This is a genomic window from Vibrio sp. 1457, from assembly GCF_033340195.1.
In the GTDB taxonomy this organism is placed as follows: domain Bacteria; phylum Pseudomonadota; class Gammaproteobacteria; order Enterobacterales; family Vibrionaceae; genus Vibrio; species Vibrio alginolyticus.
The window spans coordinates 20,504-32,767 of record NZ_JAWOWA010000034.1 but is presented as its reverse complement, the minus strand read 5'-3'; the positions used below and the strand labels follow the sequence as shown (position 1 = coordinate 32,767).

Here is a 12,264-nt window from a genome sequence, read left to right as displayed (position 1 = left end):
GAAACCTATAAACAGGTTTCCGATTGTCTCTCATCAGAAGGATCGGTCAACTGATCCTTATCTGATCTACATTGCGCACTGTGCGAGGCTTTGAAATGAACTGTAAGCGACTTAGTAGTAATCGCGGATCAGAACTTCTGCGATTTGCACCGCGTTAGTTGCCGCGCCTTTACGCACGTTATCAGCAACAACCCACAGGTTTACGCCGCTATGATGGCTGATATCGTTACGGATACGACCAACCATTACATGGTCCTTACCGCCCGCATCGCGAACTTGTGTAGGGAAGTCTTCACCGTGGAACACTTCGATACCGTCAGTTTGCTCAAGCAAGTTAACGACTTCTTGTGCATCGATAGGTGAACGAGTCTCAATGTGAAGTGCTTCTGCGTGACCGTAGAATACAGGAACACGTACACACGTTGGATTGACTGTGATTGATGGATCGTTAAAGATCTTCTGTGTTTCCCACACCATTTTCATTTCTTCTTTGGTGTAGCCGTTTTCCATCATTTGATCGATTTGTGGAATACAGTTAAACGCGATCTGTTGAGAGAATTGCTTCTTGTCTGCAGGCAGACCGTTTAGCAGCTTCGCCGTTTGACCTGCTAGCTCATCGATACCCGCTTTGCCTGCACCAGATACCGATTGGTAAGTTGATACGTTAATACGCTCAATGCCCACCGCATCGTGAATTGGTTTTAGTGCAACCAACATTTGGATGGTTGAACAGTTCGGGTTCGCAATGATGTTACGGTTACGAAACTCTGCAATCGCTTCTGGGTTTACTTCTGGCACAACAAGAGGAATGTCGTACTCGTAACGGAAGTGTGATGTATTGTCGATAACAATCACGCCTTCATCAGCGGCAATTGGAGCCCACTTGGCTGATAGCTCACCACCAGCAGAAAACAGTGCGATATGCGCTTGAGACCAATCGAACTCTTCTACGTTTTGAACGCGTACCGTTTTACCATTGAAGCGATAAGTCTTGCCTTCGCTGCGCTCACTCGCGAGTAGGAAGATTTCGCCTACTGGGAATTTGCGCTCTTGAAGCACATCCAAAATTGTTTCACCGACCGCACCGGTCGCACCTAAAATGGCAACATTATATTGCTGGCTCATTGACTTACCTCAATCTGAAAACCTAGTTCTGCTAATGGAGCAAGGTTACATGTTTTGTTACCCACTAGCGTGACAGCGCTGTATTCACGGCGATCCCAGTAGTTTTTACGCATCAGGTCAAAAGAGCCTGGCTTACTGATTTCGCGGCGGAAAAGAGCGTCATCTCTACGCACATCATAGATTAACTGCGTGATGTTATGCAGTGTTGCTTCGTCCCAAGCTCTGTCCAATACCATAGTAGGAACAGGCGCGGTTGGCAGTAAATCGCTGGCATGCGCACGTAATTCGTTATTTAAGAACTCACAGTAGCTGTTGAAAATCATCGTTGTACCGCGAGCTTTCCCTTCCAAGCCGTAGCCTGCAACGTGAGGGGTTGCGAATGCTAGCAGAGGCAGAAGCTCCATATCAACCTCTGGTTCAAATTCAAATACGTCGAGTGCCGCTGTAAAGCCATCATTTTTCAAAAGACGTTGCTTCAAAGCAGCGTTGTCAACGATGGGACCTCGAGCCGCGTTAATCAAAATTTGATCGCTGCGGAGACCATTTAATACCTTCTCATCAATCAAATGATGCGTTGGGTATGGGCCATCTTTGGTGATTGGCGTATGTAGTGTAATGATGTCTGAGCTTTCAATCAGTTCTGTCAACGGAGTAAAGCTACGAGGATCACCAGCCTCTTGTTTGAATGGGTCATTGATGAGAACTTTAATACCCATGCCTTTCAAACATTTCTCTAGGTAGCTACCTACTTGGCCTGCACCAATAATACCTACCGTCTTGTCAAATACCGAGAAACCTTGTTGCTGAGCGAGCACCATCATCACGCTGAACGCGTATTCCGCCACACCCACTTTGTTACACCCTGGCGCCGCAGTGAAGAAAATGCCTTTCTCTTTTAAGAGTGCTTGGTCAACATGATCCATGCCTGCCGTGGCCGTACCAACAAACTTCAGCTTGTTTGCTTTGCTGATCAGGTCAGCATTCACTTTGGTGACTGAGCGAATCATTAGGGCATCAACATCCACTAAATCATCGGCGGTCAGTGTACGACCTGGTTTTAGAATTACGTTACCGAGTTGGCTGAATAGTTCTTCAGCATACGGCATATTTTCATCAACAATAATTTTCATAGCGCCAGCGTTCTAACATCCATTTGTAAGAGTTCGTTTATTCGCAAGATGCGAAACTAAAGCGATTGTGCCCTTTTCCCGAAAAATCTCAAGATATAACACCAATAAACCTCAAGGAGGTAACTCCTATAGAATCGATTGACGGGAAGCCTAGAGAAAAGCAGAAACAGAGAAAAGAAAAAGCCCGGCTAAATAGCCGGGCAAAGTTCCAGAACAAAAGGATCCTATCCCGCTCTCCATGGGATAGAGTCTGCGTCTGTTCGATCAGTGTGACTGATCAAGCTCTGGAAACTGGATTGTTGGCGTTTACAGTACTCTCGCAAGGCGCCAACAAATTCAGTTAACCTTGGTACTTTTTAATAACCAAAGTTGCGTTTGTGCCGCCAAAGCCAAAGCTGTTTGACATTACGGTCGTTAGCTCTGCATCACGTGCTTCTGTCACGATGTCCAGACCTTGTGCTGCTTCGTCCAAGTTTGAAATATTGATGCTTGGAGCAATGAAGTTTTTGTTTAGCATAAGTGTTGAGTAAATTGCTTCGTGCACGCCCGCTGCGCCGAGTGCGTGGCCAGTCATTGCTTTTGTTGCAGAGATTGCAGGGCTGTTCTCACCAAACAATTGTTGGATAGCACCAAGCTCTTTCACGTCACCAACTGGTGTCGATGTGCCGTGCGTGTTGATGTAATCCACACCATCAACGTCTTGCATCGCCATCTTCATACAACGAATTGCGCCTTCACCTGATGGCGCTACCATGTCGTAGCCATCTGATGTCGCACCGTAACCTACGATTTCACCGTAGATTTTCGCACCACGTGCCAGTGCGTGCTCTAGTTCTTCAATAACCAGCATGCCGCCGCCGCCCGAGATAACAAAACCGTCACGGTCTGCATCGTATGTACGAGATGCTTTGTCTGGCGTGTCATTGTATTTGGTTGACAGTGCGCCCATCGCATCAAACATCATAGTTTGAGACCAATCTAGCTCTTCGCCGCCACCAGCAAAAACAATATCTTGTTTGCCTAGTTGAATAAGCTCCATAGCATGGCCGATACAGTGTGCAGATGTTGCACATGCAGAGCTCATTGAGTAGTTCACGCCACGAATCTTAAATGGCGTAGCAAGACAAGCAGAAACAGTAGAAGACATAGTACGAGGAACCATGTAAGGACCAACTCGCTTTACGCCTTTGGCGCGCATCGTGTCTGTCGCTACCGTTTGATTGTATGCAGAAGCACCGCCAGAACCTGCAACGATACCGGTACGATCGTTTGAAACCTGCTCTTCTGTAAGACCAGCGTCTGCGATTGCCTGCTCCATTGATAGGTATGCATAAGCAGCCGCATCACCCATAAAGCGCATCTGCTTACGGTCGATGTGTTCCGCCGGGTTGATTTTTAGGTCACCCCATACTTGCGAACGAAGACCGTGTTCTTTGAACTGCTCAGATGCAGTGATGCCAGATTTGCCCGCTTTAAGAGACGCTAGAACTTCTTCGACGTTGTTACCGATACTTGAAACAATACCCATACCGGTGATTACGACTCGTTTCATTATGACATTCCTATAATTCAAAAATCCGCTAGATGATAACTAAGATAGTCAACAAAAGTGGTCAGCTTTCCCATAAATTCGTACAATCGCCCCATTCTTACCGCGCCAAATCACAAATTTGCACCATTATGACTTCAATAAAAAACGCAGAACTTGGTTGGAACGAAGCTGGTACTCCGGTTTCAGACCAATTTGATGATGTTTACTTCTCTAACGTAAACGGTCTTGAAGAGACACGCTACGTTTTCTTAAAACAAAATCATCTCCCAGAAAGATGGCAGGAATTTGACCAAAGACGTTTTGTCATTGGTGAAACCGGATTTGGCACGGGATTAAACTTCTTAGCAGTATGCCAGTGGTTTAGTGAGTTTCGTCGTCAGCATCCGGACGCAACATTGAAAGAGCTGCATTTTATTAGCTTTGAAAAATACCCATTAAGCAAAGCCGATTTAAAGAAGGCGCATGAAGCTTGGCCTGAGCTAGCTGAATACGCGGAAAAGTTACAAAAGCACTACCCTGCCGCTGTGCCGGAGTGTCATCGCATTGTTTTAGAAGACGGCGCAATCACACTCGACCTTTGGTTTGGTGACATTAAAGACTGCATGCCGCAAGTCCCATACAACGAACAAGGTTTGATTGATGCTTGGTTCTTAGATGGATTCGCGCCAAGCAAAAACCCAGAGATGTGGAACCAAGGCCTGTTCAACAACATGGCAAAGCTAGCCAAGCAAGATTGTACAGTTGCCACGTTTACCGCAGCAGGCTTTGTACGTCGTGGTTTGAACGAAGCTGGCTTTACAATGAAAAAGGTGAAAGGTTTCGGCACTAAGCGAGAAATGATCGCCGGCTCTATGGAGCAAGGTGAAAAGCAGTCGAACCATCTCCCTTGGTTCAATCGCACAGCATCTAGCAATCTTGATTCGATTGCCATCATTGGTGGTGGTATAGCCAGCGCGGCGTTAGCGAAAACGTTAGTTCGTCGTGGCCAAAACGTCACCCTTTACTGTAAAGACAAACAACCAGCCAAAGGAGCGTCGGGTAATCGTCAAGGGGCCGTGTATCCATTGTTGAACGGTCCCCATACTGGCGTTTCGCGTGTGTTTGCTCCTGCATTTTTGTTCGCACGTCAGTTTGTTGAACAAGCAGCACAAGAGATCGATTTTGATCATGACTGGTGTGGCGTAACTCAGTTGATGTGGGATGACAAATCCACAGACAAACTGGAGAAAATGCTTGCGGGTAACTTCACTCCAGAGCTCATTCAAAAGCTGTCCGCCGAGGAAACTGCGAACACTATCGGGTTACCTATTGATATGGCGTCTGTGCACTACCCAATGGGAGGGTGGCTGTGCCCTGCCGAGTTAACTCGCGGGTTAATTAAACAATTGGAGAAGACGTCGTTACTCTCAACGAAGTTTGAACATCTTGTTGAGGCATTAGATTGGGATGAAAAGCGTCAGCTCTGGCTACTAACGGCGAGTGGTCAAACATTTGAGCACTCAACGGTTGTAATTGCGAACGGCCATGAGTTCCAGACATTGAGTCAAACCGCTTCCCTACCAATGGGACAAGTGAAAGGACAAGTCAGTCATGCGCCAGCAACCGAAACGCTGAGTCAGCTGAAAACGGTGTTGTGTTACGACGGTTACATGACACCTGTTAACCCAAGTAATCAACACTTGTGTATCGGTGCAAGCTACGACCGCAGTCACCTTGACTACGAATTTGATGAAAACGCCCAAAAAGATAATGCGGAAAAGCTAGTGAAATGTGTACCGAATCAAACATGGGCAAAAGAGGTAGATATCACTGATAATCAATCTCGCCAAGGTATTCGTTGTGTTAGCCGAGATCACTTACCATTTGTCGGGAATGTGGGTGACTTTGAGACGATCAAAACGCAATACGCCAACTTACAAAATCAAAAAGCAGAAGAGGTAGAAACCATTCATCAGTACCCTAACCTATTCTGCTTCTTAGGTTTAGGATCTCGTGGACTGAGCTCTGCACCATTATTAGCTGAAGTGTTGGCCTCCCAGATCTGTGGGGACCCGCTGCCATTACCGGTTGATGTATTGACCGAACTTCACCCAAGTCGAATGTGGGTTCGTAAACTAAGAAAAGGCAAAGCCATTACCGAGCTGTAAGAGTATTCTCTCGTTTTAATTCCCGACACAGATACGTGATACGTGTCGGGAATCGCTAACTCACTAAGTTGCTCGTACTGAGATTACTTCAGCAGTGCAACTGCCTGTTTCACTTGCTCTGCCACTTCTGGGTTTACAACCTTACCCGATTCCACGTCAAAATTTTCGTAGAAGCTCGGCACAGATAACGATGCCTTTACATCCGCGCCAAAAAATTGAGCAGAACCTGTCGCCGCCGCAAGAACACTTTGTGCACCACCGGGACCTGGGGAAGTTGCTAAATAAACGACAGGTTTGTTTTGAAATACATTACGCTCAATGCGCGTCGCCCAATCGAACAAGTTTTTATAGGCCGCTGGGTACGAACCGTTATGCTCTGCGAAGGAAACAACGAGAGCGTCAGCCTCCGCCAAGTCACGTAAAAACGCGACAGCCCCTTCAGCTTGACCTATTTCTTTCTCTTTGTCCTCGCTAAACATTGGCGCTTGATAATCGTTTAAGTCTAGAACATTCACTTGAGCGCCTTCGACTTGATTTGCTGCGTATGTAGCAAGTAGTTTGTTGATTGAGGTAGAGCTGGTAGATGCACCAAATGCGACAATTTTCATGGTTGTAATCCTTTGTTCACGTTTTATGCTGATCAGAATAAAAGTTGAACAGTTTCGCTACAACCACAAAAATTTTATGGAGAGGTTCGAATTTTTCGAAGTAGTAAATGACTAGGATTAAATGAAGGGAGAACGCTGCTTAGGGATTAAGCCTGAGCCTGGAGCTCTTGCCACAAATCACTGACAATTACGCGATCGGCCGGGCTTAACTCGGTACGCGCATTTTCTAAGCTGCTCTCAATGCGTGACTTCAGCTCAGTAATATCGCTAATCCCTTCTTCTTCACAAGACGCCGCGGATAAAGAGATGTGACCACGTAAATAACCACCAGCAAACAATTCATCGTCAGATGCTGTTTCAATTCGAGCATCAATCAGTTCCAGTAGTTTTTCTTCAAATTCAATAATCATGGTGTATCTCTGAGGTTATTAGTGGTTATTTAACGCAAAAGTCCGACGCTTCCAGTGGCTTAGTTTGATAAAATGCGCGCAGGGCATCAGAAAGCATTTTCACTCGCAAAGGCAAGCCAACGTCCAAAATACCTAGCACTTCTTTATGCACTTTTTTCATAAAGCCGAGCCTATCTGGTTCAAAATCGCCGTGTAGATTGTCACAACTCACCGTAAAAGGGAAGCCAGCGCTTTGTGCCAGAATCCATTCATAAGCTTGAGGTCGCACTTCAACTTTCTCAAACTCCGCTTGAACTTCTGCTGTTCGCCCATCGGGTTCATACCAATAACCAAAATCTTCCAGCAAACGACGCTCTGGACCAGCCACACACCAATGCGAAATCTCGTGTAAAGCAGAGGCGTAAAAACCCCGAGCAAAAATAATCCGATGATGAGGGTGTTCATCATCAGCAGGAAGATAAATAGGCTCATCACCACCTAACTCTAATTTCGTATTAAATTGTTCTAAAAAGGTGTCATTAAAAATGGTGATTAAGTCTTGGTATTCGTGGGTCATCGTCGAGTTTGTACTTCAGTTTGACATGCGCTGCATATTGTCGCTGTTTTTAGCTATGAGGTAAAGGCAACCCCACATTTTTGGTTATTAGTTGAATTTATCTGAAGGTCGCTTTCTCCATACAATTTCTCATTCGTCAGCGTACTTATTTACCACTACACTCTCGCCTTATTTTGATGCCGTTCAAACCGCTATTTTTAAGCCGTTTGATTACAAGCATGTTGCTGGTTTTAATCACTTTTTAAGAGAGATAGAACCGTTTGTAAGTGTTGTTACTTCGCCTACGCTGATTCTCGTAGAACGTAGTGACTTTTTACGTTGAGTGTTTCCCTATGTTGCTAAGTGTGTTGTATATCATTGGTATCACGGCTGAAGCCATGACAGGTGCGTTAAGTGCTGGTAGAAGAAAGATGGACTGGTTTGGTGTTATGTTGGTGGCCAGCGCAACGGCCATTGGTGGTGGCACCGTACGTGACATTCTATTAGGCCACTACCCTCTTGGTTGGGTAAAAAACCCAGAGTTCCTTGCAATTACGTGTGTTGCAGGTGTGCTAACAACAGGTTTAGCGAAATGGGTGATTAAGCTGAAAGGTCTGTTCATTCGCCTCGATGCATTAGGTTTAATCGTGTTTAGTATCATCGGAACAAAAATTGCGATGGGCATGGGCTTGCACCCTGGTATTTGTATGGTTTCAGCGTTAGTAACGGGTGTATTCGGTGGGCTACTTCGTGACTTAATCTGTCGCCAAACACCATTGGTACTGCATGAAGAGCTTTACGCTTCTGTCGCTCTTATCGCATCAGGAATGTACTTAGCGCTATTAGAATTCAATGTTCCCGATGTCACTGCCACGATCATTACACTGGTTACTGGTTACATGCTGCGTATGGCTGCAGTGCGCTTTAAGTGGCGTCTGCCTTCTTTCCATTTGGAAACCGAAGGCTCGATTCATTAAGCAAAAACTACTTAAACAAAAAAGTTTGCCTGATAAAATTGTGCCACCCGCGATTCAGTGAGTGGCATAATTTTATATTCAGTCATCCTGAACAGCGACGAAGGAGCATGATTCAGGATCTATTATCCGAGCACTCTGTTGTCAGAGATGTTTCTTTCTCTTTTCATCGTGCTGAAATTAGATTCCTAGTCTCGCTATAGCTCGCTGGAATGACACAAAGCTCTTAAATCTTTGGAGTCTCGGTTTGTACGCCATGGTTTTGACCACGGTGGCGTAGTAAATGATCCATCACCACAATTGCCAGCATCGCTTCTGCGATAGGCACAGCACGAATACCCACACATGGGTCATGACGACCTTTGGTGATCAACTGAGTTGGTTCACCTTCTTTTGTGATGGTCTCACCCGGCACAGTGATACTTGATGTTGGCTTAAGCGCAATGTTAGCGACAATGTCTTGACCAGTCGAGATACCGCCAAGAATGCCACCCGCATGATTACTACCAAAACCTTCAGGAGCAAGCGTATCACGGTGTTGACTGCCTTTTTGGTTTACCACCTCGAAACCGTCTCCGATTTCCACGCCTTTCACCGCGTTTATGCTCATTAGTGCGTGCGCGATGTCTGCATCCAAACGGTCAAATACGGGTTCCCCAAGACCAACAGGCACGTTAGTTGCCACAACCTGGATTTTTGCGCCAATAGAGTCGCCTTCTTTTTTCAGGTCACGGATAAGTTGGTCAAATGCTTCTACTTTGTCAGCATCAGGGCAGAAGAATGCATTGTTCTCGATTTCGTTCCAATCTACCTTGTCGATAGATACATCACCCATTTGTGACAAGTAAGCACGAATCTCAACACCAAACTCATCTTTTAAGTATTTCTTCGCGATTGCACCAGCAGCCACACGCATTGCGGTTTCACGAGCTGAAGAACGGCCGCCACCGCGATAGTCGCGGACGCCATATTTTTGGTGGTAAGTGTAATCAGCATGACCCGGTCTGAACTTATCTTTGATGTCAGAGTAGTCTTTTGAGCGCTGATCGGTGTTTTCAATTAGCAAACCGATCGATGTGCCCGTGGTTTTGCCTTCAAAAACGCCAGAAAGAATTTTAACTTCATCCGGTTCACGACGTTGTGTGGTGTAACGTGATGTGCCTGGACGACGGCGGTCGAGATCGATTTGTAGATCTGCTTCTGTAATTTCCAACCCCGGAGGACATCCGTCTACGATACATCCCAGTGCGATACCGTGACTTTCCCCGAATGTCGTCACTCGGAAATGTTGTCCGATACTGTTTCCTGCCATTACTTCCTCAAGTTTTTTATCGCCACGCTCTCTCAAAACAGAGCATAGCTGCTTTCCAATTCTTCGTGGATTCATAGTGGCTTTATTACGTTTTGATGTAAAGAGTTAATATCGGCGAGGTATGCATAAAAAAACACCGAGCATAAAGCTCGGTGTTTTGATGTTTAGTGCAAGACTCTATTAGTCTTTGTACAGTTTAAACTCTTCTGCACACTCAACCAGCTGGTCACGCGTTAGCATAAATACGCCATGACCGCCGTTCTCGAACTCAATCCAAGTAAATGGAATCTCTGGGTACTGTTCCATCATATGAATCATTGAGTTTCCGACTTCACAAATAAGAATGCCGTTATCTGTTAGATAATCTGGCGCGTTAGCAAGAATACGACGCACTAGTTTTAGACCATCTGTACCCGCAGCTAGCCCAAGCTCAGGCTCATGCGTGAACTCATCTGGCAGGCTGTTCATGTCTTCTTCATCCACATATGGTGGGTTGGACACGATTAGATTGTATTTCTCTTTTGGAAGATCACGGAACAAATCAGAGCGAATTGGGAACACTTGCTGCTCCATGCCGTGATCTTGTACGTTTTGCTCAGCCACTTGTAGAGCATCTGTAGAGATGTCGATAGCATCCACTTCTGCTTCAGGGAAAGCGTGCGCACAAGCAATCGCGATACAACCAGAACCCGTACATAGGTCCATGATGCGCGTAGGCTCTTCCACCAACCAAGGTTGGAATTCCGCTTGAATCAATTCGCCGATAGGAGAACGTGGCACAAGTACACGCTCATCAACGAAGAACTCAAGACCGCAGAACCATGCTTTGTTTGTTAGGTATGCTGTTGGCGTACGCTCGTTGATGCGTTTTACTACGCGCTCAACAATACGCAGACGCTCGCTTGTCGTTAGGCGAGAGTTCAATACGTGCGGAGGCACATCAATCGGCAAGTATAAGGTTGGCAGGATAAGCTGAACAGCTTCATCCCACGCATTATCAGTACCATGACCGTAAAACAGGTTCGCTGCATTAAAGCGGCTTACCGTCCAACGAATCATATCTTGAAGGGTATGCAGTTCCGATACCGCTTCTTCTACAAAAATCTTATCCAAAATTGCCTCCGAAAAGCGCTACAATACTGCCAATAAAGTTTATTAATGAAATTGTTTACCTAATGAGCAAAAAAGACACCGAGAACGATGACGATTTCGCCTTGTTTCAGGAAGCAGTACAGGGCGTAAAAAAGTTGCGACAGGATACCATAATCCAGCAACCAAAAAAAAATACTAAGCAAAAAGAAATCAAGCGCTCCAACCGTGAAGCGAGTGACTCTGAATTTTACTTTTCAGACGAGTTTGTCCCTCTATTAAACGATGAAGGTCCAACTCGTTATGCACGTGACGACGTCTCCACTTATGAAGTCAAACGTCTACGTCGTGGCGTGTATGTACCGGACGTGTTCCTCGATATGCACGGCATGACACAGCAAGAAGCAAAACGCGAGCTTGGTGCGATGATAGCCTATTGCATCAAAAACGAGATTCATTGTGCGTGTGTGCAACATGGTATTGGGAAACACATCCTGAAACAGAAAGCCCCACTTTGGTTAGCACAGCATCCTGACGTTATGGCTTTTCACCAAGCGCCACTAGAATTTGGTGGTGATGGTGCGTTGTTAGTGTTGCTTTCAATTCCTGAAAAGTAACAAGCTTGCTGTAGACACGACGAAACGAAAAGGCAGGGATCTCCTGCCTTTCTTATTCGGTCTCTAATTTGCAAACGCTTATTTTGGTTTAGACACTTATGGCGTAATATGCCATAGCACTTCACCATTTTGTGTTTGTAAATCATATTCAATGCACACTAGGCCTGATGTAGGAAACATCGGAGGTGTCATGTCTTTTACAAACTCTGAAGTCAGATAACCGACCAAAGGCAAATGCGATACGAACAAAAGCGAGTCCAATTGTTCGACTTCGATTAACGCACTTGCGAAATCGAAGACATGCTCGGACTGGCCATAAGGTGTAATATCTTCACAAGTTTCAATGCTTTTTGCAGAGAAATACGCACTGATCTCTTGCCAAGTTTGTTGAGCTCTAATGTACGGACTCACCAACACTTTATCGAATTGCGCAAAACCCTGTTCTTTACAGGCTCTAGCAACCGCTTCTGATTCGACTCTGCCTCTTGGGGTCAATTGTCGTGCTGCGTCTGAATCTGCAAAATGCTCGGCTTCACCGTGACGCATGATGAATATTTTCATGTTATTTCCTAGGGATAGCTAACGCTACCAAAAGGTTGACTGCTATCTTTATTAGATAGACGGGGCTAACTTTAACAATGACGAAACAAAAATACTGATATAATTATCTGTTCATTATACCAATTCGCTTGTTAAAGATAGCGACTTTCTTAACAATCTATTAAAAGAATGTACTCAGTTCATCACACTATTTAACTGTGCAAT

General features: G+C 45.5%; 12 protein-coding genes. 3 read left to right on the top strand and 9 right to left on the bottom strand.

Annotation, left to right across the window (positions count from 1 at the left end):
• Positions 1–111: 111 nt before the first annotated feature.
• The 3 genes from R7Z41_RS22125 to fabB all read right to left on the bottom strand — a co-directional run bounded on the left by R7Z41_RS22125 (position 112) and on the right by fabB (position 3,807).
• Positions 112–1,125: an aspartate-semialdehyde dehydrogenase gene (locus tag R7Z41_RS22125; protein ID WP_005380562.1), complete on the bottom strand. Its 1,014-nt coding sequence runs from the start codon at positions 1,123–1,125 to the stop codon at positions 112–114.
• Entirely contained in the window at positions 1,122–2,255 is a 1,134-nt protein-coding gene (locus tag R7Z41_RS22120; RefSeq protein ID WP_132936864.1) for a 4-phosphoerythronate dehydrogenase, read from the bottom strand. The genes R7Z41_RS22125 and R7Z41_RS22120 overlap by 4 nt, the downstream gene beginning before the upstream one ends.
• Before the next feature lie 340 nt (positions 2,256–2,595).
• A complete protein-coding gene (fabB, locus tag R7Z41_RS22115; RefSeq protein ID WP_225477526.1) occupies positions 2,596–3,807 on the bottom strand; it encodes a beta-ketoacyl-ACP synthase I in 1,212 nt (403 codons plus the stop codon).
• A gap of 128 nt (positions 3,808–3,935) precedes the next feature.
• Here fabB and mnmC point away from each other — a divergent pair, with 128 nt between their 5' ends.
• Positions 3,936–5,954, top strand: coding sequence for a bifunctional tRNA (5-methylaminomethyl-2-thiouridine)(34)-methyltransferase MnmD/FAD-dependent 5-carboxymethylaminomethyl-2-thiouridine(34) oxidoreductase MnmC (mnmC, locus tag R7Z41_RS22110; RefSeq protein ID WP_206970956.1), 2,019 nt, complete (start codon positions 3,936–3,938; stop codon positions 5,952–5,954).
• Between the two features lie 83 nt (positions 5,955–6,037).
• Here the strand turns inward: mnmC and R7Z41_RS22105 are convergent, their stop codons facing one another.
• The 3 genes from R7Z41_RS22105 to R7Z41_RS22095 form a co-directional block, all read right to left on the bottom strand.
• Positions 6,038–6,562 (bottom strand): NADPH-dependent FMN reductase, encoded by a 525-nt coding sequence (locus R7Z41_RS22105; RefSeq protein ID WP_005380552.1) that lies wholly within the window; start codon positions 6,560–6,562, stop codon positions 6,038–6,040.
• A 146-nt stretch (positions 6,563–6,708) separates the two neighbouring features.
• Positions 6,709–6,972 (bottom strand): YfcL family protein, encoded by a 264-nt coding sequence (locus R7Z41_RS22100; RefSeq protein ID WP_017635933.1) that lies wholly within the window; start codon positions 6,970–6,972, stop codon positions 6,709–6,711.
• A gap of 25 nt (positions 6,973–6,997) precedes the next feature.
• Positions 6,998–7,528 carry an elongation factor P hydroxylase gene (locus R7Z41_RS22095; protein ID WP_005380546.1) on the bottom strand — a complete coding sequence of 177 codons (531 nt, stop codon included), beginning with the start codon at positions 7,526–7,528 and terminating at the stop codon, positions 6,998–7,000.
• Positions 7,529–7,860: 332 nt separating this feature from the next.
• On the opposite strand from R7Z41_RS22095, the gene R7Z41_RS22090 reads away from it, so the two are divergent.
• Complete coding sequence (locus R7Z41_RS22090) at positions 7,861–8,484, top strand: trimeric intracellular cation channel family protein (RefSeq protein WP_005380544.1); 624 nt, start codon at positions 7,861–7,863, stop codon at positions 8,482–8,484.
• A 223-nt stretch (positions 8,485–8,707) separates the two neighbouring features.
• Here the strand turns inward: R7Z41_RS22090 and aroC are convergent, their stop codons facing one another.
• A complete protein-coding gene (gene aroC / locus R7Z41_RS22085) occupies positions 8,708–9,793 on the bottom strand; it encodes a chorismate synthase (protein WP_206970957.1) in 1,086 nt (361 codons plus the stop codon).
• A gap of 180 nt (positions 9,794–9,973) precedes the next feature.
• A complete protein-coding gene (prmB, locus tag R7Z41_RS22080; protein ID WP_005380541.1) occupies positions 9,974–10,906 on the bottom strand; it encodes a 50S ribosomal protein L3 N(5)-glutamine methyltransferase in 933 nt (310 codons plus the stop codon).
• Between the two features lie 62 nt (positions 10,907–10,968).
• On the opposite strand from prmB, the gene smrB reads away from it, so the two are divergent.
• Positions 10,969–11,499, top strand: coding sequence for an endonuclease SmrB (gene smrB, locus R7Z41_RS22075; protein ID WP_005380539.1), 531 nt, complete (start codon positions 10,969–10,971; stop codon positions 11,497–11,499).
• A gap of 96 nt (positions 11,500–11,595) precedes the next feature.
• Here the strand turns inward: smrB and sixA are convergent, their stop codons facing one another.
• The gene (gene sixA / locus R7Z41_RS22070) at positions 11,596–12,060 is read right to left on the bottom strand and encodes a phosphohistidine phosphatase SixA (protein WP_005380537.1); all 465 of its coding nucleotides are present in this window, start codon (positions 12,058–12,060) and stop codon (positions 11,596–11,598) included.
• Positions 12,061–12,264: the final 204 nt, after the last annotated feature.

Bases quoted from the DNA above. Each gene is read 5' to 3' on its own strand.
- R7Z41_RS22090 (WP_005380544.1), top strand. From the start codon at position 7,861: ATGTTGCTAAGTGTGTTGTATATCATTGGTATCACGGCTGAAGCCATG.
- R7Z41_RS22095 (WP_005380546.1), bottom strand. From the start codon at position 7,528: ATGACCCACGAATACCAAGACTTAATCACCATTTTTAATGACACCTTT.
- R7Z41_RS22100 (WP_017635933.1), bottom strand. From the start codon at position 6,972: ATGATTATTGAATTTGAAGAAAAACTACTGGAACTGATTGATGCTCGA.
- R7Z41_RS22125 (WP_005380562.1), bottom strand. From the start codon at position 1,125: ATGAGCCAGCAATATAATGTTGCCATTTTAGGTGCGACCGGTGCGGTC.
- aroC (WP_206970957.1), bottom strand. From the start codon at position 9,793: ATGGCAGGAAACAGTATCGGACAACATTTCCGAGTGACGACATTCGGG.
- sixA (WP_005380537.1), bottom strand. From the start codon at position 12,060: ATGAAAATATTCATCATGCGTCACGGTGAAGCCGAGCATTTTGCAGAT.
- R7Z41_RS22120 (WP_132936864.1), bottom strand. From the start codon at position 2,255: ATGAAAATTATTGTTGATGAAAATATGCCGTATGCTGAAGAACTATTC.
- smrB (WP_005380539.1), top strand. From the start codon at position 10,969: ATGAGCAAAAAAGACACCGAGAACGATGACGATTTCGCCTTGTTTCAG.
- fabB (WP_225477526.1), bottom strand. From the start codon at position 3,807: ATGAAACGAGTCGTAATCACCGGTATGGGTATTGTTTCAAGTATCGGT.
- mnmC (WP_206970956.1), top strand. From the start codon at position 3,936: ATGACTTCAATAAAAAACGCAGAACTTGGTTGGAACGAAGCTGGTACT.
- R7Z41_RS22105 (WP_005380552.1), bottom strand. From the start codon at position 6,562: ATGAAAATTGTCGCATTTGGTGCATCTACCAGCTCTACCTCAATCAAC.